Raw genomic sequence first — 23,510 nt, forward strand, 5'->3', positions numbered from 1 at the left:
ATGTCCCGCACATATCTCAAGAAAGCCGCGAAAACCTCGGCAACCGATTCCGGTTCGGTCCGCGATACAGTCCAGGCCATCCTTGATGAAATCGAGGCCGGTGGCGAAGAGGCAGCGCGGCGCTACGCCGAGAAATTCGACCGCTACGCCGGCAACATCATCGTCACCCGCGACGAGATTGACCAGGCGGCCGCGCAACTGCCGCAAAAGCTCAAGGACGACATCCGTTTCGCCCATGACAATGTGCGCAAATTTGCCGAGGCCCAGAAGGGCACGCTCAGCGATGTCGAGGTCGAGATCGTCCCCGGTCTCATCGCCGGCCAGAAGACGATTCCCATCGAAGCCGCCGGTTGCTATGTGCCGGGCGGACGCTACAGCCATGTCGCCTCGGCGATCATGACGGTGACCACGGCAAAAGTTGCCGGCTGCAAGCATATTTCGGTGTGTTCGCCTCCACGTCCCGATGTCGGGGTCCATCCGGCCATCCTCTACACCGCCGACATCTGCGGCGCCGACACCATTCTCGCCTTGGGCGGGGTGCAGGGTGTTGCCGCAATGGCCTTCGGGCTGTTCGGGGTTCCGCAATCCGGCATTCTTGTCGGGCCCGGCAACCAGTTCGTCGCCGAAGCCAAGCGCATATTGTTTGGCCGCGTCGGCATCGACATGTTCGCCGGTCCCACAGACAGCCTGATCCTCGCCGACAAGGACGCCGATCCGGAGATCGTCGCCGCCGACCTCGTCGGTCAGGCCGAGCATGGCTACAATTCACCGGTCTGGCTTGTCACCGACGATCGTGCGCTGGCCAAGACCGTGATGGCGCTTGTGCCGAAACACATTTCCACCCTGCCGGAGGTCAACCGCGCCAACGCCGAGGCCGCCTGGCGCGATTTCGCCGAAGTCATTTTGTGCGACAGCCGCGAGGAAATGGCCGCCACCTCCGACGACTATGCGCCCGAGCACCTCACCGTGCAGGCGGCCGACCCAGACTGGTGGCTCGACCGGCTTGGCTGCTACGGCTCGCTGTTTCTCGGTGAGGAAACCACGGTGGCCTTTGGTGACAAGGCCTCGGGCACCAACCATGTGCTGCCGACCTCGGGGGCCGCGCGCTACACCGGCGGACTTTCGGTGCACAAGTTCATGAAGATCGTCACCTGGCAGCGCGCCACCCGCGAAGGCTCGAAATCCATCGCCGAGGCGACTGCGCGGATCTCCCGGCTGGAGGGCATGGAAGGTCATGCCCGCACCGCCGACATCAGGCTGCGCAAATATTTCCCGGGCGAGAATTTCGACCTCTCCGGCACGGATCAGGACGTCTGACATGAGCGGCGATGGATTGTTGAGCCTGAAGGGCCGCGTCGCACTTGTGACCGGTGCCAGTTCCGGGCTTGGCCGGGCGGCGGCGACGTTTCTCGTGCAAGCCGGTGCGCAAGTGATCGGCCTGGCTCGCCGCGCCGATGCGCTTGAGCAGTGGCGCTTAGAAGCTTGCGGCGAAACCGTAGCGCTGACTGCTGATCTCGCCGCAGGTACAGATATCGCAGCACTTGTGGCTCAAGCATCCAAGCCGTTCGGTCCACCTGACATTCTGATCAATGCTGCCGGTCTCAATCTGCGGCAATCCGCTGATGCCGTTACCCCTGAAAGCTGGGCGCAAACCATCGCGCTCAATCTGACGGTGCCGTTCTTCCTGGCGCAGGCGCTGGTGCCCGGCATGCGTCAAAAAGGGTGGGGCCGGATCATCAATTTCGCCTCGTTGCAATCGCGCCGGGCCTTTGCCAACGGCATTGCCTATGGCGCCTCCAAGGGCGGCGTCGAGCAGATGACCCGCGCCATGGCGGAAGCCTGGTCGAAGGACGGCATCAACGCCAATGCGCTGGCGCCGGGGTTCTTCCCGACCGAACTGACCGGCCCGGTGTTCGCCGATCCGGCTGTCTCCGCCATGCATGCGGACTCCACCTGTATTGGCCGCAATGGCGAAATGGCCGATATCGAGGGGCCGCTGCTGTTTCTTGCCTCCGAGGCTTCCGCCTATGTCACCGGCCAGGTGCTGTTTGTTGACGGGGGGTATACCGCAAAATGAAAGCGCTTGTTTACACCGCGGCCAGGACCCTTGCCTGGCGCGACGAAGCCGAGCCGGTGCTGCCGCCGGGCGAGTGCCTGGTCCGGGTCGAGGCCGTCGGCATCTGCGGCTCCGACATGCATGCCTTTCTCGGCCATGACGAACGCCGGCCTGCGCCATTGATCCTCGGCCATGAAGCCGCCGGTGTGGTGGTCGAAGGGCCGGGTGCGGGGCGGCGGGTTACGGTCAATCCGCTTGCCACCTGCGGCAAGTGCCGGGCCTGCCTGACCGGCCGCAACAATCTCTGCCCGAAACGCCAGATCCTGTCGATGATGCCGCGTCAGGGCGCATTTGCCGAATTCATCGCCATCCCGGCGGAAAATCTGGTCGATATCCCCGATCATGTGTCCTTCGAAGACGCCTGCCTTGCCGAACCGCTGGCCTGCGGCTGGCATGGGGTTCGCCTCGGTGGCCAGGGTCTGGACTTGCCGCTGGGGGAGGCGCGGTGCCTGGTGATTGGCGGCGGCGCCATCGGGCTTGGTGCTGCGCTGGCGCTCAAGGCGCAAGGTGCCGCCGACATCACCATCAGCGAAGCCAATCAGCGCCGCGTCCAGGCGTTGCAATCTGCCGGCGAATTCCGGATCGCCACACCTGACGACATCACCGCCGAGGATCCCGGCGGCTATGATCTGGTGATTGACGGTGTCGGTTTTTCCGCGACCCGGGCAACCGCCAGCCGTGCGGCACGGCCCGGTGGGGTGATCGTCCATATCGGTCTTGGCGATGCGTCGGACGGCCTCGATATCCGCCGCATGACCTTGCAGGAGATCACATTCATCGGCGCCTACACCTATACGCCGCAGGATTTCCGCGACACCGCCGCAGCCATCTTCGATGGCCGGCTCGGCGCGCTGGACTGGCCGGAGGTTCGCGCCCTGAAAGACGGCGCGCAGGCCTTTGCCGACATTCTCGCCGGGCAGGTTTCCGCCCCGAAAATCATTCTCAAACCCTGAAGAGGAGATTAGCCATGGGGTCCCCCCATCTACTGGTTCATGATCACGCGGACAATGTCGGCGTTGTTGTTGTTGAAGGACTGAGCGCCGGCACGAAGATGCTGTGCGTCGTCACCCATGACAATTCGAGCTTCGAGCTCGATGCCAATGCCGATGTGCCGATCGGCCACAAGATCGCGCTCAAGGACATCGTTTCGGGCGACACCGCGATCAAATATGGCGAGGACATCGGCAAGTTCGTGGCCGACATCAAGAAGGGCGATCACGTCCACACCCACAATCTCAAGACCAAGCGCTGGTAGGAGCCCTGATCATGGCATCGAAATATTCCAACAGGACATTTTATGGCTACCGGCGCGAGAACGGCCGGGTCGGCGTGCGCAATCACGTTGTCATCCTGCCGGTCGACGACATCTCCAACGCGGCCTGCGAAGCGGTCGCCAACAACATCAAGGGCACGCTGGCGCTGCCACATGCCTATGGCCGGCTGCAGTTCGGCGAGGATCTGGACCTGCATTTCCGCACCATGATCGGCACCGGATCCAACCCCAATGTCGCAGCCGTGGTGGTGATCGGCATCGAGCCGGGCTGGACCAAGAAGATCGCCGACGGCATCGCCGCCACCGGCAAGCCGGTCGCAGCCTTTTCGATCGAGCAGAATGGCGACCTCAAGACCATCATGGACGCTTCGCGCGCGGCCAAGGATTTCGTCCATTTCGCCTCCGAACTGCAGCGCGAGGAATGCCCGATCTCGGAGCTCTGGGTCTCGACCAAATGCGGCGAGAGCGACACGACGACGGGTCTCGGCTCCTGCCCGACGGTCGGCAACATGTATGACAAGCTGCTGCCCGAAGGCATCTATGGCTGTTTCGGCGAAACCTCGGAGATCACCGGGGCCGAGCATATCTGCAAGGCCCGCGCCATCAACGAGGAGGTCGGCGAGCGCTGGTACAAGATGTGGGAAGCCTATCAGAACGATGTCATCTTCGCCCATCAGACCGATGATCTCTCCGACAGCCAGCCGACCAAGGGCAATATCGAGGGTGGTCTGACCACGATCGAGGAAAAGGCGCTGGGCAATCTCGAAAAGATCGGCCGGACCTCGAAATATATCGACATTCTCGAGCCTGCCGAAGCGCCGCAATCGGGCAAGGGTCTGTATTTCATGGACTCGTCATCCGCTGCTGCGGAATGCGTGACGCTAATGGCGGCCGGCGGCTATGTGGTCCACACCTTCCCCACAGGCCAGGGCAATGTGGTCGGCAACCCGATCGTGCCGGTGATCAAGATCACCGCCAATCCGCGCACGGTTCGCACCATGGGCGAGCATGTCGATGTCGACGTTTCGGGCATCCTCAGGCGCGACATGACCATCGACGAGGCCGGCGACAGCCTGATCGAGATGATCCTGCGCACCTCCAACGGCCGCTCGACAGCCGCAGAAGCGCTCGGCCATCGCGAATTCTCGATGACAAAGCTCTACCGCAGCGCCTGACAACACCGTTCTCAAACTGGCCGCGCGATCATTCTCGTGCGGCCAGAATCTGGATACCAGATGTCCCCCTATTCCATCCCGGCTTTGACGGCACGCGGCCAATCCCTGTTTCCCGGCCTGCTGCTGGCGCTGACGGTCGCTGCGGCGGCAAAATTTCTGTCCGAACACTACGGCGCGCCGGTGATGCTGTTCGCGCTGCTGATCGGCATGGCGTTCAATTTTCTCGCCTCCGATCCACGCTGCAAGCCGGGCATCGACTTCGCCTCGAAAACCTTGCTGCGGACCGGCATCGTGCTGCTGGGTGCGCGGATAACATTCGGCGACATCGCCTCGATCGGCGTGCCCGGACTTTTGACAGTCATCGGGCTGATTGCCCTGACCATCGGCAGCGGCTTCGTCTGCGCGCGGCTGTTCAACCGCGGCTGGCGCTTTGCATTGCTGACCGGCGGCTCGGTGGCGATTTGCGGCGCCTCGGCGGCCCTGGCGATCGCCGCAGTCATACCGCACAACGACAAGACCGAGCGCAATCTGCTCTTCACCGTGATCTCGGTGACCACGCTGTCGACGATCGCGATGATAACCTATCCGGTCCTGTTTTCGCTGGCCGGGCTGTCGGATGCCCAGAGCGGATTTCTCATTGGCGCCACGATCCATGACGTCGCCCAGGTCGTCGGCGCCGGCTATTCGATCTCGACCGAGGCCGGAGATCTCGCCACCATCGTCAAGCTGCTGCGCGTCACCATGCTGCCGGTGGTGCTGATCGTCATCGTGCTGATTATGGCGGGCGCCACCGAGGGCGGTGGCGGCAAGGTGCGGCTGCCGCTGTTCGTCATCGGCTTTGCCGCCGTCACCGCGGCCAATAGCCTCGGCTTCATCCCCGTCGCAGTGGCTGCAAGTGCCGTCAGCCTGTCGTCCTGGTTGCTGGTGATCGCGATTTCGGGGCTGGGCGTCAAGACCAACATGAAGGCCATGCTGGAACTCGGCTGGCGTCATGTCGCCGTTATCGTTGTTGAAACCCTGCTGCTGCTGGCAATGGCGTTCGCCGCCCTGCAAACTGGCCTGGTGATGGGGTGAAGCCGGCTCCAGATATGATCGCCCATGCGCTCAAGGAACGCTGAGCCGGGGATTGGGCCCGGCTTGACTGTCCTGCCGGTCTGTCTTACCCAGCACGTCATGTCCGGTTTTTTTGAACCCTGCCAAGGGCTTGCAAGGATCGGAAGCCAGACCGGTTGAAAATCTGCCTGTACCGCGTGCGCTCGGGCACCGTGCCATCAAGGAAATGCAATGATTGATCTCAAGAGCTTCGGCGACCTTTCAAGCCTCGAACTGGGTGCGTTTGCGCCCAAGCCGACGACCTTCACCGAAGGCCAGGTCGAGGCGGCGAAACAGCTCTGGGCGTCACCCGATGGCGTGACCAAGGTCGGTGTTTGGGAATGCACCCCGGGCCGGTTCTCCGCCGACCGGACGAAATCCTCGGAAATCTGCCATATCCTCAGTGGCTCGGCCACGGTGGAAGGCAAGCAGGGCGGTGACACGCGCAGCATCGGACCGGGCGACGTGCTCGTCTTGCCGCTCGGCTGGGAAGGCGAATGGACCATCCACGAACAGGTGCGCAAGACCTATGTGCTGACCAGCCGGCCCTGATTGCCGCCCGTCATCATGGCCGGACGGTGGCGCCCGGTCCGATGCTGCAGGGTGACGGCGCAAACTGACGCAGTGGCCTCAAAACCCTTGTGAGCCGTGCGCGCGATCTGTATCTGTTGGCGGATTGGCAGGGCAGGTGAGGACATGACCGGACCGCGACGGATGATCATGAGATCGGCACTGGTGCGCATTGTATGCGCGCTGTCGCTGATGCTTGTCGCCTTCGCCCACAAGCCGCTTGTTTCCTCATCGGCGGCTGCCGCCTATGCCAGCGTCGATGTGGCGGATTACATCCTGCCCGACGGCACGCTTCCCGATCTCTGCCTGACCGGCGAGGGCACCGGCAAACATGCCGTGGCCAGCGCTTGCGAAGCCTGCCGCATTGTTTCCTCGGTCAATCTGCCGGCGCCGGTCGACGTGTTCCTGGTCAATCGCCGCAACGCGACTGCCGAACCCTTGGTCGCGCAGGATCTCAGCCTTGCTTCTCCGGCGCTGTGCAGCAGCGCCTCTCCGCGCGGCCCCCCTTCCTTCACAGTTTGACGCTTTCGCTGCGCATTCCGCAGCGCACGACCTGATCAACGCCAGAGCCCGGCGCGGGTCGCCAGTTCCCCCTTTTTCCAGCCAGGCTTCGTCTTGCACGGCGTTCGCCCTGGTCCTCATTCCGCCCGTTCCGGGTGATCAAAGAGAAAGCCAACCCATGAAAAATATTGCTCTTCTTCTCTCCGCCGCCATTCTCGGTCTTTCAGCCGCAACCGTGTCCGCTCATGACTACAAGCTCGGCGAGCTGATGATCGACCATCCGGTGGCCCGTGCCACACCGCCCAATGCGCCGGTGTCGGGCGGTTACATGACGATCCACAATGCAGGCGCCGAAGCCGACCGCCTGGTCTCGGGCGAAGCCGCATTTGCCGGCCGCGTCGAAATTCATGAAATGACCATGGACGGCGAAGTCATGAAGATGCGCCAGCTCGTCGATGGTCTGGAAGTTCCCGCCGGCGGTGAGGTGGTGCTCAAGCCCGGCGGCTACCACATCATGTTCATCGGTCTTGAGCAGCAGCTCACAAAAGGCGAGAAATACCCGGTCACGCTGGTCTTTGAAAAGGCCGGTTCGGTGGATGTCGAGTTCAGCGTCGAGACGGTTCAGCAGATGAACAAGGCGATGGACCACGGCAAGATGGATCACAGCGAGATGAAGCACGGCGGCTGAATCGGTCGTGCTGGTTTTGAAAGGGCAAGGGGCGGCTTTGGCCGCCCTTGGCAATTCCACAGACTATTCAATCCGCAGCCGCGCGGTCGGCGATGAGGCTGCCGTCCTCCAGCGCGTCGCCGGGATAGAGGATCACCTGATGCCCCTCGCTCAGGCCTGACAGGATCTCGGCCTGCCGGTCGGTCATGTGGCCGATCTCGACCGGCGCCACCCGCGCATAGCCATTCTCCATCCTGAATACCGCCCAGTCGCCGCCGTCGCGGTAAAGCGCGCTGACCGGGATCTGCAGCGCGGCGTCCGACGACCAAGTGATCAGATTGGCGATCACCCGGAACCCGTGGCCGAGGTCTTCGGGCGGGGGCTCGGTGAGGCTGATGATGGCGTTGACCCTTTGCTCGGAGATGCCCAGCGCCGAGGTCTTGGTGAAGGCCGAGGGTTCGATCCGCTCCACCTCCGCCTGCAATGAATCGGCGCCGCCCCAGTCGGTGATCAGCGCCGGACTGCCCGGGCGCACCTTCACCGCATCCGCCGACAGTAGATCGACCAGGATTTCGAGATCGGACGGATCGCCGACTTCGGCGATCAACTGGCCCACCGTGGCGGCCTGTTCGCTCTTGGCATTGAGCGAGAGGATGATCCCGTCGATCGGCGAGACGATGTCGACGCAGCATTCGCCATTTGTCTCGCGCGAGGGCGTTTGCCCGGGCTGGGTCAGGCGCGCCTGGGCGCTGGCAAGTTCGGCGCGTCTGAGCGCAATCATCGCCTCGGCGGAGGTCACCTGGGCTTCGGCCAGTTCGAGCTCGCCGCCGAGCCGCTCGAGTTCGCTCGGAGAGACTATATTGGTCGCGGCAAGTTTCAGGGCCCTGTTGTGGGAGGCGCGGGCCAGATCCCGCGCCGTGCGGGCCCGAACCAGCTCCACCTCGGCCACGGCAACGCTGGAGCGCGCCGCGTCGATGCCGGCCATCAGTTCGGTGCGCGTCCGCGTATCGAGAAACGGCGGATCCAGCGGATGGATGCTGGCGATGTTCTGGCCAGCAGCAATCTCGTCGCCGACCGAAAACGCTATCCGGTCAAGATGCCCGGCAATCGGCGAGGAAACCGCGTAGACATTGCGGATGCGGGTAATCCCGTCCTCCTTGACCGTCTCCTTCAGCGGCGCGACTGTCGCCGTGGCGAGGTCGACCAGGATCGGCCTTTCCCTGAACGCGACATAGATCGCCCCACCGATCGCGGCGGCGGCCACCAATCCTGCGAGGCTTTTGACAAGCACAGAAGTCATGGTTTCAGTCCCTTGTTTTCAAGACGCGAATGAGATCGAGCCGGTCGATGCGGCGGCGCACGATCAGCGCCGACACCAGAGCGCCACCGAGCACCAACAGGCTCGAAACGGCATAGGTTGAGGCATTGATGATAAGCGGAATCCGAAACAGATCGTTTTCAAAGCCCTTGGCGACCAGCCTCGAAAAGCTGTGGCCGATCAGCCAGCCCAGCGGTTGCGCCAGGACCACCATCACGCCAAGCTCGGTAAGCAGCACCTTCGAGACTTCGCCATTGGTGAAGCCGAAGACGCGCAGGCTGGCAAGTTCGCGGGCCCGCTCTGACAGCTGGATCCGGGCCGAATTGTAGATCACGCCGAAGGTGATGATCATTGCAAGCGACACATAGATGGTGATGCTGATGCCGATATTTTCCTCGACCAGCGCCCGGAACCGCTGCCGCGAGATGCCCTGCAGCGCCACCGAGGCTATTGCCGGCGTTTGTTTGACTTCGTCATAGAGATCATTGATGCGGCTTTCATCGACGATCACCCGCGCGCCGGAAATCCGCACCCCGCGGCCCGACAGCCGGTCGAGCGCCTCGCGGCTCATATTTGCATTCAGCCCGACATAGCTGTTGGTCACCCCGACCAGCGGCACCAGAACCCGGCGGCCCTGTCCGTCACTGAGTTCGACCTCGACCTGGTCTCCGGGCACCAGATCAAGATGGCTGGCCAGCCGTTCCGACAGCAATATCCCTGCCGGCGGCAGTTTGATCGGGCCAAAATCCTGATCCAGAACCCGGCTGATGTCGGTCTCCGGATCGGAGCCGATGATCTGTATGTTTCGTGAGCGGTGTCCGTTCCTCAGTGTCGCCGCTTCAGCGCGAAACGGTTCCGCCGCCATCACCCCGGGCAAGCGTGCGACATCGCGCAGGGCATCCTGGGAGCGTTGTGCTGCAAATGTCAGCGTTGCATCCTGGCGGTCGGCCCGAAACCAGATGGTGTCGATCATGTGGTCGACGGAATCGAACGCAAACAGCGATGTGATCAGCAGCGCCACCGGCAGGGCGGTGCCCAGCGTCGTCAATCCGGTGCGCAACGGCCAGCGCACCAGATGTCTGAGCGCCATGGTGGTGAGCTGCGAGAACGGCAGCCGGAACCGTCCCGGGGAACCGCTGAAAATGCTGTGATAGCCCGTCGGCGCCGGCGGCCGCATTGCCACTGCGGGCGGCAATCGCACCGCGCCTATGATGGCATTGGCAGCCCCCACAAGGGCGGCGGCGAAGGTGACCAGCGCCGAAATCACATAGAGGTCGGGAGATCGCGAAAACACCAGAAACGGAAACGCATAAAAATCGCCATAGAGCGAGGCCATGCCGTGGCCCAGCCGCGTGCCGGCAATCGCGCCGATTGCCACGCCGACGACCGAGATCACCAGCGTCAGTTTGGCATAATGCCAGGCAATCGCGAGGTTGGAATAGCCCACCGCCTTCAACAGCCCGATCTGCTCGCGTTCCAGCGCGATCAGCCGGGTCAGGATCATGTTGACGAGAAAAGCCGAAATGAACAGGAAGATCGGCGGGATCACCTGCGCCATGGCCCTGAGCTGCTCAAGCTCGGAATCAAGAAACGCATCCGACATATGGTCGGTGCGGTCATAGGCGCCGGCGCCGCCATGCGGTTTGAGGATGGTGTCGAGCCGTGCAATCACCTCCTTCTGGTCGGCATTGCGCGACAGTGTCAGCGCCACGTCATTGAACGCCCCCTTCATGTCATAGGCGCCTTCGAGCACCGACCGGTGCATGTGGATGACGCCAAATCGTTTCTGGTCCGGCACCATGTCGCCCGGCCCGATGGCATAGACATATTCCGGAGACAGGGTGATCCCGGTGATCGACAGATGCCGCTTGCGGCCATTGATCAGCACATCAAAACCATCGCCGGGTCGAAAGCCGTGCGCCTCGGCAAAGGCTTCGATGATGGTCGCTTCATCCGGGCGGCCGGGTTCAGGCATGCGGCCCGAGCGCAGATAGAGCCGGTTGACGGCAGGCTCGCCATCATCGGGAATCGAGATCAGCATGCCTGTCGCCGGTTCGGCCATGCCGGTGATGTCGATGATCACCGGATTGACGATGCGGGTTTCCACTGCCGACACGCCGTCGATGGCCGCAATCTCGGATTTGAGGCTTTCGGGTGCCCGTGTCGCGCTGGCAAAAATCTGTCCGAAGCGGGTTCGGTCGTAAAAAGCCTCTCTTGTGTCTTCGAGCGCCCGTGTCGCGCCCAGCGCCAGGATCAGGGTCATCACGCCACAGGCCATCACCAGCGCCACGGCCAGCGATTGCGCCCACAACCGTCCAAGGTCGCGGACCAGCTTGCGGTCAAGCATGCTCAGCGCATTCACCAGCTCACCTCCGATGGCTTGATCCGCTCTTCATTAAGCTCACACGAGGCAATCCGGCCATCCAGGAACGAGTAGACCCGGTGGGCTATTTTCCGGATGCCGGCATTATGTGTGATGATGGCGGTGGTTGCGCCGGTTTCCTCGTTCACCCGGGCGAGCGCTTCAAGCACGATGATGCCGGTGGCCGAATCGAGTGCACCGGTCGGCTCGTCGCACAAAAGCACCTCCGGTCTTTTGGCGATCGCCCGTGCAATCGCAACACGTTGCTGCTCGCCGCCGGAAAGCTGCGCCGGGAAGTGGTTCATGCGGCTTTCAAGCCCGACCAGCGCCAGCGCATCGCCAGCGGACATCGGTTTGGACGCCACCTCGGTGATCAGCGCCACATTTTCCCATGCCGTCAGGCTGGGGATGAGATTGTAGAACTGGAACACGAAGCCGACATGGTCGCGCCTGTAGGCGGTGAGGTGCCGATCATTGGCGCCGGCCAGTTCCTCGCCCTTGAATTTGACCGAACCCGATGTCGGCCGGTCGAGCCCGCCGATAATGTTGAGCAGGGTGGACTTTCCGCTGCCCGACGGACCCAGAAGCACCGCCATTTCGCCTGATTCCAGCGTCAGATCGACACCATTGAGGGCGCGAACCTCAACGTCTCCCGTGCGGTAGATCTTGGTCAGGCCGGAGATCTGGAACACCGGCGGCATGGGAGCATCTGCTTCATGTCTCATGCGCACAACCCTACCAGATCCGGACCGAAAGAGCTTGATAAGGGTCAAATTGTGCGAACTGCTTTGTAAATATTCAATGAGAATGATATTTCCATGTTAGAGATAGGTTGCGCCGACAGAACTCAGCCTCTGCGACATCTTGTGTATTTGGAAGCACCGCGCGTTCGGTTAGAATGAATTCATCGGAGAACGCCATTGGATATTCAGCGTAAAGACGTACACAACTCGGATACACCTTTGCTGTGTCAGGCTTGCGAGAGCCGCCATCGTGGCGTGTGCGGCGCGTTGACCAGCGATCAGCTCCTGAAATTGAGCAAGCATTCCAGCCGCCGCGACGTTGAACCAGGCACCGAACTGGTTGGCGAAAGCCTGGCAACCAAGAGCTATTCAAACATCATTTCGGGTGTGGTGAAGCTGTCAAAAATGATGGCCGACGGCCGTCAGCAGATTGTCGGCCTGCAATTTGCCCCGGATTTCCTTGGTCGTCCGTTTCGCGCCGAAAACGGTGTCAGCGCCGAAGCTGCAACCGACGTCAAGGTCTGTTCCTTCCCCAAGGCCGTCATCGAGCGGATGATCGGCGAAATGCCGGAGCTCGAGCACAAGCTGCTGGAGCAGACGCTCAACGAGCTCGACGAAGCCCGCAACTGGATGCTGACACTCGGCCGCAAGACCGCCGGCGAGAAGGTTGCGAGCTATCTGCTGTTGATTGCCACCCATGCCTTTCCGGACAATGAAGAAGATTCCGTGGTGTTCGATCTGCCGATGAGCCGCACCGATATCGCCGATTTCCTTGGCCTGACCATGGAGACCGTCAGCCGGCAACTGACCAAATTGCGCAAGGAAGGCGTCATCAAGGTGATGAACAACCGCCATGTCGAGGTTCCCGACCTCGCGCGCCTGTCGGAACGCGCCGGGGTCTAGCTCCTCGAGCTTACCTTTTCCGGGTTACGTCAATTTCTGTTTGTTAAGGCAAGCTTCTGTACTAGGCTCGTCCGCAGGGCCTGGGAGGAGCCGTGGATGGAATTTGACTATGTCATCGTCGGTGGCGGCTCGGCCGGATCGGTGCTTGCCGCCCGGCTGAGTGAGGACCCCTCGGTCACGGTCTGCCTGCTGGAAGCCGGCGGCGACGGCAAGAATATTCTGATCCGCGCGCCGCTCGGCTTGATCGCGACCCTGCCGGGCCGGCCGAAAATCAACAATTGGGCCTTTGAAACAGTGCCGCAGCCCGGGCTTGGCGGACGTCGTGGCTACCAGCCGCGCGGCCGCGCCCTGGGCGGATCGAGCGCGCTCAACGCCATGCTCTATGTCCGCGGCCATCCTTCCGACTATGACGACTGGGCAAAGGCCGGGTGCGATGGCTGGGGCTGGACTGACGTGCTGCCGCTCTTTCGCCGCTGTGAGCGAAATGTGCGCGGGTCGGATGATTTTCACGGAGCTTCCGGACCGCTGGAAGTGGCCGAACAGCGAAGCCCGCGGCCGATTAGCCGCGCCTTTGTCGATGCGGCCGCCGAAGTGCAGATCCGCCGCAATGATGATTTCAACGGCCCAGACCAGGAAGGGGCCGGGCTTTATCAGGTGACCCAGTTCTGGCGCGACGGCAAGCAGGGAGAGCGCTGCTCGGCCGCCGCGGCCTATCTGCATCCGGTGATGAATCGCCACAATCTCAAGGTCATCACCCGCGCCCACGCCACCAGGGTGGTGCTCGAAGGCCTGCGCGCCCGTGGTGTGACCTACCGCAAGGGCAGGGCGGAGCATCATGTCACCGCCCGGGCCGAGGTGATCCTGTGCGGAGGCGCGTTCAATTCGCCGCAATTGCTGATGCTTTCGGGGATCGGCCCGGCAGACCATCTGCGTGCCCGCGGCGTCGAGGTGGTCAGGGAGCTTCCCGGCGTCGGCCAGAACCTGCAGGATCATCTCGACTATATCTATGCCGCCAAGACCCGCGACACCGATGTGCTGGGGCTCGGGCCGGTCGGCGCCTGCAAGCTGATCCGCGACATCATGAGCTGGCGGCGTGACGGAACCGGCATTGTCGCTTCCCCAGGCGCGGAAGCGGGCGCTTTCCTTAAGTCCGACCCGGATCTCGAACGTCCGGATCTGCAACTGCATTTCGTCGCCGCACTGGTGGATGATCATTCGCGCAAATGGCATCTGGGCTACGGCTATTCCTGCCATGTCTGCGTGCTCAGGCCATGGTCGCGCGGCCAGGTCGGCCTCGACAGCCCCGATCCGATGCGCGCGCCGCGGATCGATCCGAAATATCTGTCCGATCCCCGCGATGCCGATCTGATGCTCAAGGGCGCCCGGATCACCCGCGAGATCATGAATGCGCCGGCGCTGCGGTCCTACCGGCGCAAGGAAGTCTACACGCGGGACGGCATGGACGACGCCGAGCTGATGAGCCACATCCGCGCCCGCGCCGACACCATCTATCACCCGGTCGGCACCTGCCGCATGGGCCGCGACGCGGGCGCCGTCACCGATCCGCAGCTCAGGGTTCACGGGGTTCAGGGCCTGCGGGTGGTCGATGCCTCGGTGATGCCGACGCTGATCGGCGGCAACACCAATGCTCCGACAATGATGATCGCCGAAAAGGCAGCCGACATGATTTTGGCACAAGCGCGGGGATAGGCGTCAGGTGCTGAGGCAATGCCGTATCGGCGGAGTGGGTGCGGCTGTTGCCGGTTGGTGAGCGGCTTGGTAGAAACGCGCCAGCTTTCACCACATTATCCGGAGCCATTCATGACCGTTCGCATTGCCGTTCTCACCGTGTCCGACCGCGCCAGCCGTGGCGAATATGAGGATCTGGGTGGCCCGGCGGTCAAGGCCTGGCTCGAGCGGGTGATCTCGAGCCCGGTCGAGATCGAGATTCATGTCATACCGGACGGGCTGGAAAGCGTTCGCGACACGCTGATCCGTCTGTGCGATGTGGACGGTGTCGACCTGGTGCTGACCACCGGCGGCACCGGCCCGTCACCGCGCGACCTGACGCCCGAGGCGATGAAGGCGGTGATGGAGAAGGAACTGCCGGGCTTTGGCGAATTGATGCGCAATAAGAGCCTCGACTTCGTGCCCACCGCCATCCTGTCGCGGCAGACCGCAGGCACCCGCGGCAAGACCCTGATTGTCAATCTGCCGGGCAAGCCCGGTTCGATCGACACCTGCCTGACGGCAGTGTTCCCGGCCATTCCCTTCTGCCTTGATCTCATCGGTGCGGGCCGGATCGAGACCCATGACGAGATTTTGAAAGCATTCCGCCCGTCAAAGTGACAGGCGGACGCAGGTTCAATTCGAGATAGTGATCGTCCGGTTCAGGTGCGCATCACCCGATAGATTGCCGGGATCACCAGCACGGTCAGCGCGGTGGATGAAGCCAGACCGAACAACAGCGAAATCGCCAGACCCTGAAAGATCGGGTCGGTCAGGATCACCGCAGCCCCGATCATCGCTGCAAGTGCGGTCAGGATGATCGGCTTGAAGCGGATGGCGCCGGCCTCGATCAGCACCGGTGTCAGCGGCGTGCCCGGCACATGGGCATGGCGGATGAAATCCACCAGCAGGATCGAGTTGCGCACGATGATGCCGGCAAGCGCGATGAAGCCGATCATCGAGGTGGCCGAGAACGGCGCGCCGAACAGCCAGTGCCCCAGCAGGATGCCGATGAAGGTCAGCGGCACCGGCGTCAGAATGACCAGCGGCGCCTTGAACGAGCCGAACTGCGCCACCACCAGGATATAGATCCCGAGCAGGGCGACACCGAAGGCAGCGCCCATGTCGCGGAAGGTCACCCAGGTGACTTCCCATTCCCCGTCCCAAAGCAGGGTCGAGACCTGTTCATCGGCGGGCTGACCGTGGAGCGCGATCACCGGCTTTTCAAGGCCGGTCCAGTCCATCGCGTCCAGTGCCTCCTGCACGGCGAGCATGCCGTAGAGCGGCGCCTCGTAAGTGCCGGCCAGTTCGGCCATCACCATTTCGGCAGCACGGCCATTGTGGCGGAACACCGGAAAGGACGAAACCTCCCGTGAGACTTCAACCACATCGCCGAGTTCGACGATCGAGCGGTCGCCCGGCAGCACATTGGCCGGGATCGGCGTGGTCAGGAAACTCTCGTCAACGACGCGCTCCGAGCGCGGCCGTTCAAGCCGTATCGCAATCGGCATGCGTCCGCCGCCGCGGTGCGAATAGCCCACGGTCTGGCCGGTATTGAGGATGGCGATGGTGTCAAACACGTCCTGCTCTTCGACCCGGAAGAATTCGAGCTCGTCGGACGAGATCTTCACCCGCACCCGGTCGGCCGGCTGGCCCCAGGAATTGTCGATGTCGACAATGAAGTCGGCCGAGCGGAACGCCTCTTCCACACGCCGCGCCACGGCCCGCCGGGTTTCGGCATCTGGTCCATAGATCTCGGCCAGCAGCGTTGCCATCACCGGCGGTCCCGGCGGAGGCTCGACCACTTTCAGGTTCGCGCCCTGCGGCAACGGAATTGCGGCAATCCGGTTGCGCAGATCCAGCGCGATGTCATGGCTGGAGCGATCCCGCTCGCCCTTCGGTGTCAGGTTGAGCGCCACATCGCCCATCTGGGTTTCCGACCGCAGGAAGGAGTGCCGCACAAGTCCGTTGAAGTTGAACGGAGCTGCCGTGCCGGCATGGGTCTGGGTCGAATGCACTTCCTCAAGCTGCAGGGCTTCGCGCGCCACGGCCTGGGCGATGGCATCAGTGGCTTCCACCGAGGTGCCTTCGGGCATGTCGATGACCACCGAAAGCTCCGACTTGTTGTCGAACGGCAAGAGCTTGACGGTCACATCCTTGGTGTAAAACAGCGACAGCGAACCCAGCGTCATCGCTCCGACAATCAGCAGGAAGATCCAGGCCGTGGCCTTGCTGTGAAGCACCGGCCGCGCCACCGCACGATACATCTTTCCGAGCAGGCCGCCGGCTTCAACGCCTTCTGCCGCGCCGTGATGCATCGGCGCGCGGCCGGCAATCTTCAGCATCAGCCAGGGCGTCACCATCACCGCGACGAAAAACGAAAACACCATCGCCGCCGAAGCATTGGCCGGGATCGGGCTCATATAGGGGCCCATCATGCCCGACACGAACAGCATCGGCAGCAGGGCTGCCACCACGGTGAGCGTGGCGACAATGGTCGGGTTGCCGACTTCGGCAACCGCTTCGATGGCTGCCTGCTTGCGCTCGCGGCCATCGCCCATGCCCCAGTGCCGGGCGATGTTTTCGATCACCACGATGGCGTCATCGACCAGGATGCCGATGGAGAAGATCAGCGCAAACAGCGACACGCGGTTGAGCGTGTAGCCCATCACCCGGGAGGCAAACAAGGTGAGCAGGATCGTCACCGGAATGACGATCGCCACCACCAGCGCTTCGCGCCAGCCGATCGCCAGCCAGACCAGCACGATGATCGACACCGTGGCCAGCCCCAGATGGTAGAGCAGCTCATTGGCCTTCTCATTGGCGGTCTCGCCATAATCGCGGGTGACTTCCACCGCCATCGAGTGCGGGATCAGCGAGCCTTCGAGAGTCTCGGTGCGTTCGAGAACCTGTTCGGCCACCAGCACCGCATTGGCCCCGGCGCGCTTGGCAATCGCCAGGGTGACGGCGGGCTTGCGATCGATCCCGTCCTCTCCGCGCGTCACCGTGGCCACGATCTGCGCGGTGCTGTCGGTGGCAAAGGAAATATCGGCCAGATCGCGCACATAGACCGGACGGCCGTCGCGTGTGGTGATCAGCAGATTGCCGATCTCGGCCGGCGCATAGAGCGTCTCGCCCACCATCAGCTCGGCGGAGTTGCCCTCGACGGTGACCTGACCTGCAGGAAAGGCGCGGTTGGCGCCGCTGACCTTGGCGGCCAGTTGCTGCAGCGTCACGCCGTTCAGCGCCAGTCTGGCGGGATCCGGCGCGATGCGGATGATCTCGTCGGTGTCGCCGACCAGATAGGTCAGCCCGACATCATCGATCTTGGAGAGTTCGGTCCTGAGCTCCCGGGCCACGCGGGTCAGGTCGTTGGACGTCACCGTATCTCCGGCTTCCTCTGACGGGGTCAGGGTCAGCGAGACGATGGCCACATCGTCAATCCCGCGGCCGACGATCATCGGCTCGGGAATGCCCACCGGGATCCGGTCGAGATTGGCGCGGACCTTGTCATGCACGCGCAGGATGGCCGAATCGGTCTCGGTTCCGACGATGAAGCGGGCGGTGACCAGCACCTTGTTGTCGGAGGTCTGCGAATAAACATGCTCGACCCCGTCAATGCTCTTGACGATGGTCTCGAGCGGTTCGGAGACCAGTTTGACCGCGTCATCGGCCTTGAGCCCGGGTGCCGAGAGCATGATGTCGACCATCGGCACCGAAATCTGCGGCTCTTCCTCACGCGGCAGCGTCATCAGCGCTACCACGCCGAAGGCGAAGGCCGCGAGCAGAAACAGCGGGGTCAGCGGGGAGGTGATGAAGGCGCGCGTCAGCTGGCCCGCAATCCCCAATCCGGGAGTTTTCATGGCCGCACCACCTTGTCGCCTTCAGACAGGCCGCTGATCACTTCCACCAGCCCGGCATTGTCGCCGTCCTGCGCAGCCCCCAGAATGACGGTGCGTTCCACCGCTTCGCCGGCAGCATCTTCAACACTGATGAAATCGATGCCGTGGCGATTGACCACCGCATCGATCGGGGCGAGCAGGGCGGTACGGCTGCCGATCGGCACCTCGACCAGAATGCGGGCATTGACGAAGGCGGTGTCGAGCGTGTCGACCTCGACATCGGCAATCACCCGGCCATTGTCGATCTGCGGATAGAGTTTCGCCAGCCGGCCAGCGGTCTCGCCGCTGTCGGTGGCGATGCGGATTTCGGCGCCGGCCTGCAGCGCACCGGCAAAGCGTTCGGGCACGGCCAGACGGAGAAAGAATCCGCCCGAGCCGATGGTTGCCACCGGTTCGCCGGGCAGGATCACCGAGCCGCGGCTTGCAGGAACGGTCAGCACCCGGCCATCGGCGGGGGCCACAACCGCGCCTTCGGTTTCCTGCTGGGTCAGCACTGCGCGTTGCGCCTGCGTTGCGGCGATCTGGTTGCGGGTGACCTCGACATCGGTGGAAAGCTGCGCCAGCCGCTGCCGCGTCACCACGCCCTGGGTGACCAGCGTTTCGCCGCGCTGGTACTCGGCTTCGGCGGTCTCGAGCTGTGCCGACAGGGCTGCGAGCTGGGCGTCGACGGCTGCGATCTGGAAGGCGATCTTGTCGTCCTTGACCAGTCCGAGCTGCTGGCCGGCGGTGACCAGATCGCCTTCGGAGATCGTCAGTTCCTCGATCACGCCGCCAATGCGGGCCCGCGCCGGCACGATGTTGCGCGATTCCACCCGGGCCTGCACGGCTTTCCATTCGGTGATCTCGGTCGGCGCCAGCGTCACCGTCTCGGCCTGTGCCAGACTGGTGGAGGTTGCGACAAGAAGGGCAAGGCTGAGCTTTTTCATGGGTTGCCTCTTTGCAATGGGTCTCGGGGCACCAGCCATCATGGTCAGCTTGCAATGACGTGTCATTGCGCCAGATCAAGCGCTGCGGCCCGGTTGAGCCTCATATAGGTCATTATATTAAAGATCGCAAATATAATATATGTTTGAGGCCCGAGCTGTACCCGGTGTGGCGGACCGGGCCGGCCAGGACGGCGGAACGTGGTGATTGTCGTCCATGCGGCATTGACCCCGGCGCCCGGGTGACGTCAGGTGCCGCTGAAACGCAAATTGCGATCCTGCATGCCGGTCCGGCATACATCGCTGGCTGTGTAGGATCACCTGAAGGAGAATTGAGCCGATGAGATGGGCCCTGATCGATTTCCGCCACCCGTTCTTCCGCCCCATGACCCGGCGGGTTGTCATCTTCGCCCTGGTGGCGATCTGGACGGTTGTCGAATTCTTCGCCGGTTCGCAGGGCTGGGTGATCTTCTTCGCCGCCCTCACGGCCTATGTCGGCTGGGGACTGTTCCTCTCCGGACAGCCAGACGAGCCGCTCGATGCCGACGGCCAGCCAGGCCATGACCCGGCGCCCAAGGACGGCGAATAGGGCTCGCGCGGCCCGGCCCATCCCGATACGCGCCACCGCAATTGCCGATTCCATTACGACAGGGGAACTTGCTCAGGATTTGATGCGGAAGGGGCTTGTGGCAACGTTTCAGTCGGTCTATAAGCCAGCCGCTGGTCACGGAGTGTAGCGCAGCCTGGTAGCGCACGTCGTTCGGGACGACGGGGTCGGAGGTTCGAATCCTCTCACTCCGACCAGTCTTTTCCCTGATGGTATTGATGAGTTCATTTGGCCCGGCGGCTGCGGCTGAACGCGACTTGCGCTGTGGCAGATCTGGCTCGGGGCAGGGGCGGTACCTGCCGCGGTTTCATTGCGGCGGCGAGAGCTGGTTTTCCGGCTCCTGCGGCAGAAACAGCCCCGGCATCGACCAGTTCGGCGTCTCGCCTGCAAAGCGTTCAAAGAAGCCCACGGCCATGTTGATGTCCTCGAGCGAATTCTCGCGGAAGGACCACCAGGTCCGCAGGTCGCCGAGTTCCGGCGTGGTTTCATTGACCAGAGAAAAATCCTGCTCGATGACCGCCTCGCGCACCGCCAGGCAGAACGTCACATAGAGATAGCCTTCCGGCCAGTATCCCGCCGGCGCCTCCGCATCAGCCGCCCCCGAAGCCGGTTCGACCGTCACCGGGGCGTGCCGCACCAGTTCCCGCAGCATCAGTCCGGCGGCGAAGGTGACATATTCCAGCCGGTGTTCCTTGGCCTTGTATTTCTGCGCTTCGAAGGCGCGGAACCAGGCCGTGAACGCCGACATCAATTTTGCATCGTCGAGGCTGAAATGCCGCTGCGTCTCGTTCTCGACCGTGCCGAGAAAATCGCGAAACGAGGCGATGAACCAGCGGGCGCGGCGAATGGTCTTGCGCACCGGCAAATTGCCCTTGTCCAGCACATGCAGGGCGTCTTTCACCTCAGATCCTCCCGGCAGTCTCGAGCAGCACTTTTTCAAGCTGGTCCGCATCGTCCCTGTGCGCCTGACAGGCCTCGAGGCAGTCATCCGCCAGCCAGCCGGCGATTTTCACCAGCTCGTCTTCGGCGATGCCGTCATCATTGTGGTCCGAAAGCAGCCAGAGCACCACGGCAACGCAGATCCGCAGCCGCTCCCGGGCGTCAAGATCGGCGTCGGTTTGAAGCAGCCCCGGCGCCACGCCGAAGGGTTCCCGGTCGACAAGCGCGCGAAGATAGGATGCTGCGCGCAGGCGCCGGCTTTCCGCGTCATGCCAGCACAGCGCCAGGATGGTCTTGCTGATCAGCAGATCCTGCTTGCCGGCATTGTCGAGCAGGATTCGGATGGCAAATGTCGCCGCCGCAACCGTGTCCAGCGCCGACACATCCGCGCCGCGCAGGGCGGCAGCAGTGCGGGTCACCCGCGCAAGCTCCGGCTTGCGGGCTGACCGTGAGCCGCTCCCGCCGGCAAAATCACTGTGGGTGATGTCCCTGATCGCGTCGCGCAAGGGGCCGGGAAGAAATTCCAGCGCAGGCGCCAGCAGCGAGCGCGGGCCGGATGTCTTCTGGCGCAGCCCCCGGACGAGGTCGCGCAGAGGCAGTGTCAACTCTCGTGGATCGGGGTGCGAAACAGACATCTTCAACGGCCCTCCTTAGCTCAACTCACAGCATAGCCGCGAACCCTGGTATTTGCCATGAAGGAAAGCGTCGTGTCGAGATCCTTGACCACTGCCTGCGATCCCAGCCCCATCGCATTCTGCGCCGAGCTGGCCTGGCCCAGCCGGATGCAGTCCTCGATGGATCTGCCCAGATGAAGCCCGGTGGCAAAGCCGGCGTTGAAACAGTCGCCGCAGCCGCAGGTGCAGACCACGTCGATGAGATAGGCCGGAATGTCGATCCGGGTGCCCTTGGCGTCGCGGTACATCGCGCCGTCGGCTCCCAGGGTGAGAATGACGGCGCCGACGCCGTGATCGAGCAGGAAGCTGGCAATGTCCTCGAAATCGGAGAGCCCCGACAGCGCCGCCGCCTCTTCCTCCGAGGGCATGAAGAAATCGGTATTGGCCAGTAGCGGCTTGATCAGCGGCAGGTCGTCCTGGGTCGAGGCAAACACATCGAGCGTTGTCACGCAGCCGCGCCTCTTGGCCTCTTTCAGGATTTCGGCATTGCGGCCCTGGTCCATGGCGTCCATCAGCCCGACGCCGCCGATATGGAGGATCTTGGTGTCGAGCACCCGGTCGACCTGATCATCCTCCACATAGAAGCCGGCCGTCGCCCCGAGCTTGTGCAGGGCAGGCCGGGCGCCGTCGGGGCGGGTGGTGACGATGCTCGACGAGGTCGAGAACCCCTCGCAGCGCTGGACCAGCAGCCGGTCGACGCCGAAATCGTCAAGCCGGCGCAGCACCCAGTCGCCCATCAGGTCATGGCCGACGCCGCCCACCGCCTGCACCTTGAGGCCATGCTTGGCCGCCACGATGGAGGCCGATCCGGCTGCCCCGGAGACGGCCAGGGCGAAATCGTCGACAAACAGGGTTCCGCCGCCCGCGGGCAGGTCGCTGACCGGCCGGCACAGCGCGTCGAAGGTGTAAAATCCCATCGAAGTGTAATCGAATGTCATCGGGCCTCCCTGGGCTGTCGCGGGCGGGTCAGCGCAGCCGCTGACCGGTCCCGGCATCGAAGAGGTAAATTCGCGCCGGGTCAAATGCCACTGATTCCTGCACGCCCAGTTCCGAACGATAGTTGCGGTCAGCCTTGACTTCGAGCAGTTTCTCGCCCGCCTTGATGGTCAGATAGGTGATGTCGCCGGTGGGCTCCACACCATAGACCGCGCCGTTGAGCTGGGCGCCGGCGCCGCCCACGGTGCAGTCTTCCGGCCGAATGCCGAGCGTGACCTTGCCGCTGTGGGCGGACGTGAGCCCGGCCACTTCGACGCCGGGTGCCGAAAACACGCCGTCGCGCAGCTCGCCCTCGATCAGGTTCATCGGCGGCGATCCGATGAAGCCGGCGACAAAGGTGTTGGCCGGGTCATTGTAGATCTCGTCGGGCGTGCCGGTCTGCTGGATCAGGCCGGACTGCATGATGACGATCCGGTCGGCGAGCGTCATCGCCTCGATCTGGTCGTGGGTGACATAGACGGTGGTAATCTTCAGCTGCCGCTGAATGTGCTTGATCTGGACCCGCATCGCCTGACGCAGCTTGGCGTCGAGGTTGGACAGGGGCTCATCCATCAAAAACACCTGCGGCTGGCGCACGATGGCGCGCGCAAGGGCTGCGCGCTGGCGCTGGCCGCCCGACAGGGCGCCGGGCTTGCGGTCGAGATACTCGGTCATTTCCACCAGCTCGGCGGCGCGGCGGACCAGCGTGTCGTGCTGGCTCTTGTCGACGCCGCGCATGCGCAGCGGAAAACGGATGTTCTCGTAGATCGACATGTTGGGATAAAGCGCATAGCCCTGGAACACCATGGCCACGTCGCGGTCACGGGCGTCGATGTCGTTCATCACCTCGCCGTCCATGCGGATCTCGCCCTCGCTGGGGTCTTCCAGGCCGGCGATCATCCGCATCGTCGTGGTCTTGCCGCAGCCGGAAGGCCCGAGAAAGACGATGAATTCCTCATCGGCGATGTCGATATTGACATCGCGGACACCCCAGACCGTGCCCCATTTCTTCTGTATGCCCGTCAGTTCGATTCTCGCCATT

General features: G+C 63.2%; 22 protein-coding genes and 1 tRNA gene. 14 read left to right on the forward strand and 9 right to left on the reverse strand.

Going from position 1 to position 23,510, the window contains the following annotated elements:
* The 9 genes from hisD (at window position 1) to OEG82_RS09395 (ending at window position 7,415) form a co-directional block, all read left to right on the forward strand.
* On the forward strand, window positions 1-1,317 hold the full coding sequence (gene hisD, locus OEG82_RS09355) for a histidinol dehydrogenase (protein WP_267612175.1): 1,317 nt from the start codon (window positions 1-3) through the stop codon (window positions 1,315-1,317).
* 1 nt (window position 1,318) lies between these two features.
* Window positions 1,319-2,077 (forward strand): SDR family NAD(P)-dependent oxidoreductase, encoded by a 759-nt coding sequence (locus OEG82_RS09360; RefSeq protein ID WP_267612176.1) that lies wholly within the window; start codon window positions 1,319-1,321, stop codon window positions 2,075-2,077.
* Window positions 2,074-3,069 carry an alcohol dehydrogenase catalytic domain-containing protein gene (locus OEG82_RS09365; protein ID WP_267612177.1) on the forward strand — a complete coding sequence of 332 codons (996 nt, stop codon included), beginning with the start codon at window positions 2,074-2,076 and terminating at the stop codon, window positions 3,067-3,069. Before OEG82_RS09360 ends, OEG82_RS09365 begins: the two co-directional genes overlap by 4 nt.
* Window positions 3,070-3,083: 14 nt before the next feature.
* A complete protein-coding gene (locus OEG82_RS09370) occupies window positions 3,084-3,371 on the forward strand; it encodes a UxaA family hydrolase (protein WP_267612178.1) in 288 nt (95 codons plus the stop codon).
* Window positions 3,372-3,382: 11 nt separating this feature from the next.
* Window positions 3,383-4,564 carry a UxaA family hydrolase gene (locus OEG82_RS09375; protein ID WP_267612179.1) on the forward strand — a complete coding sequence of 394 codons (1,182 nt, stop codon included), beginning with the start codon at window positions 3,383-3,385 and terminating at the stop codon, window positions 4,562-4,564.
* A 60-nt stretch (window positions 4,565-4,624) separates the two neighbouring features.
* Entirely contained in the window at window positions 4,625-5,638 is a 1,014-nt protein-coding gene (locus tag OEG82_RS09380; protein WP_267612180.1) for a YeiH family protein, read from the forward strand.
* Window positions 5,639-5,848: 210 nt separating this feature from the next.
* Window positions 5,849-6,208 (forward strand): cupin domain-containing protein, encoded by a 360-nt coding sequence (locus OEG82_RS09385; protein ID WP_267612181.1) that lies wholly within the window; start codon window positions 5,849-5,851, stop codon window positions 6,206-6,208.
* Window positions 6,209-6,352: 144 nt separating this feature from the next.
* Window positions 6,353-6,748: a hypothetical protein gene (locus OEG82_RS09390; RefSeq protein WP_267612182.1), complete on the forward strand. Its 396-nt coding sequence runs from the start codon at window positions 6,353-6,355 to the stop codon at window positions 6,746-6,748.
* A gap of 157 nt (window positions 6,749-6,905) precedes the next feature.
* Window positions 6,906-7,415 (forward strand): copper chaperone PCu(A)C, encoded by a 510-nt coding sequence (locus tag OEG82_RS09395; protein ID WP_267612183.1) that lies wholly within the window; start codon window positions 6,906-6,908, stop codon window positions 7,413-7,415.
* A 67-nt stretch (window positions 7,416-7,482) separates the two neighbouring features.
* Here the strand turns inward: OEG82_RS09395 and OEG82_RS09400 are convergent, their stop codons facing one another.
* From OEG82_RS09400 to OEG82_RS09410, 3 genes are read right to left on the reverse strand one after another with little or no spacing between them, the layout of a single operon-like run.
* Window positions 7,483-8,694, reverse strand: coding sequence for an efflux RND transporter periplasmic adaptor subunit (locus tag OEG82_RS09400; RefSeq protein WP_267612184.1), 1,212 nt, complete (start codon window positions 8,692-8,694; stop codon window positions 7,483-7,485).
* Between the two features lie 4 nt (window positions 8,695-8,698).
* Window positions 8,699-11,074, reverse strand: coding sequence for an ABC transporter permease (locus OEG82_RS09405; RefSeq protein ID WP_324288945.1), 2,376 nt, complete (start codon window positions 11,072-11,074; stop codon window positions 8,699-8,701).
* Window positions 11,071-11,799 (reverse strand): ABC transporter ATP-binding protein, encoded by a 729-nt coding sequence (locus OEG82_RS09410; RefSeq protein ID WP_267612185.1) that lies wholly within the window; start codon window positions 11,797-11,799, stop codon window positions 11,071-11,073. Before OEG82_RS09410 ends, OEG82_RS09405 begins: the two co-directional genes overlap by 4 nt.
* Before the next feature lie 195 nt (window positions 11,800-11,994).
* Between OEG82_RS09410 and OEG82_RS09415 the strand changes: the two genes are divergently transcribed.
* From OEG82_RS09415 to mog, 3 genes are all read left to right on the forward strand, one after another.
* Window positions 11,995-12,720 (forward strand): Crp/Fnr family transcriptional regulator, encoded by a 726-nt coding sequence (locus OEG82_RS09415; RefSeq protein WP_267612186.1) that lies wholly within the window; start codon window positions 11,995-11,997, stop codon window positions 12,718-12,720.
* 96 nt (window positions 12,721-12,816) lie between these two features.
* A complete protein-coding gene (locus tag OEG82_RS09420) occupies window positions 12,817-14,430 on the forward strand; it encodes a GMC family oxidoreductase (protein ID WP_267612187.1) in 1,614 nt (537 codons plus the stop codon).
* Window positions 14,431-14,541: 111 nt separating this feature from the next.
* Entirely contained in the window at window positions 14,542-15,069 is a 528-nt protein-coding gene (gene mog, locus OEG82_RS09425; protein WP_267612188.1) for a molybdopterin adenylyltransferase, read from the forward strand.
* A gap of 41 nt (window positions 15,070-15,110) precedes the next feature.
* Here the strand turns inward: mog and OEG82_RS09430 are convergent, their stop codons facing one another.
* Both OEG82_RS09430 and OEG82_RS09435 read right to left on the reverse strand, forming a co-directional pair.
* Window positions 15,111-18,311 carry an efflux RND transporter permease subunit gene (locus tag OEG82_RS09430; protein ID WP_267612189.1) on the reverse strand — a complete coding sequence of 1,067 codons (3,201 nt, stop codon included), beginning with the start codon at window positions 18,309-18,311 and terminating at the stop codon, window positions 15,111-15,113.
* The gene (locus OEG82_RS09435; RefSeq protein ID WP_267612190.1) at window positions 18,308-19,276 is read right to left on the reverse strand and encodes an efflux RND transporter periplasmic adaptor subunit; all 969 of its coding nucleotides are present in this window, start codon (window positions 19,274-19,276) and stop codon (window positions 18,308-18,310) included. The genes OEG82_RS09430 and OEG82_RS09435 overlap by 4 nt, the downstream gene beginning before the upstream one ends.
* A 337-nt stretch (window positions 19,277-19,613) precedes the next feature.
* Here OEG82_RS09435 and OEG82_RS09440 point away from each other — a divergent pair, with 337 nt between their 5' ends.
* Both OEG82_RS09440 and OEG82_RS09445 read left to right on the forward strand, forming a co-directional pair.
* Window positions 19,614-19,862 carry a hypothetical protein gene (locus tag OEG82_RS09440; RefSeq protein ID WP_267612191.1) on the forward strand — a complete coding sequence of 83 codons (249 nt, stop codon included), beginning with the start codon at window positions 19,614-19,616 and terminating at the stop codon, window positions 19,860-19,862.
* Window positions 19,863-20,000: 138 nt separating this feature from the next.
* Window positions 20,001-20,077 (forward strand) — tRNA-Pro (locus tag OEG82_RS09445).
* A 110-nt stretch (window positions 20,078-20,187) separates the two neighbouring features.
* Here the strand turns inward: OEG82_RS09445 and OEG82_RS09450 are convergent.
* The 4 genes from OEG82_RS09450 to OEG82_RS09465 are packed head-to-tail and all read right to left on the reverse strand — an operon-like array spanning window position 20,188 to window position 23,509.
* Window positions 20,188-20,781, reverse strand: coding sequence for a hypothetical protein (locus OEG82_RS09450; protein WP_267612192.1), 594 nt, complete (start codon window positions 20,779-20,781; stop codon window positions 20,188-20,190).
* 1 nt (window position 20,782) lies between these two features.
* Window positions 20,783-21,454 (reverse strand): hypothetical protein, encoded by a 672-nt coding sequence (locus OEG82_RS09455; protein ID WP_267612193.1) that lies wholly within the window; start codon window positions 21,452-21,454, stop codon window positions 20,783-20,785.
* Window positions 21,455-21,474: 20 nt separating this feature from the next.
* Window positions 21,475-22,431 carry a carbohydrate kinase family protein gene (locus OEG82_RS09460; protein WP_267612195.1) on the reverse strand — a complete coding sequence of 319 codons (957 nt, stop codon included), beginning with the start codon at window positions 22,429-22,431 and terminating at the stop codon, window positions 21,475-21,477.
* Between the two features lie 28 nt (window positions 22,432-22,459).
* Window positions 22,460-23,509: an ABC transporter ATP-binding protein gene (locus tag OEG82_RS09465; protein WP_267612196.1), complete on the reverse strand. Its 1,050-nt coding sequence runs from the start codon at window positions 23,507-23,509 to the stop codon at window positions 22,460-22,462.
* Window position 23,510 lies beyond the last annotated feature (1 nt).

The organism is Hoeflea ulvae, from assembly GCF_026619435.1.
Taxonomy (GTDB): Bacteria; Pseudomonadota; Alphaproteobacteria; order Rhizobiales; family Rhizobiaceae; genus Hoeflea; species Hoeflea ulvae.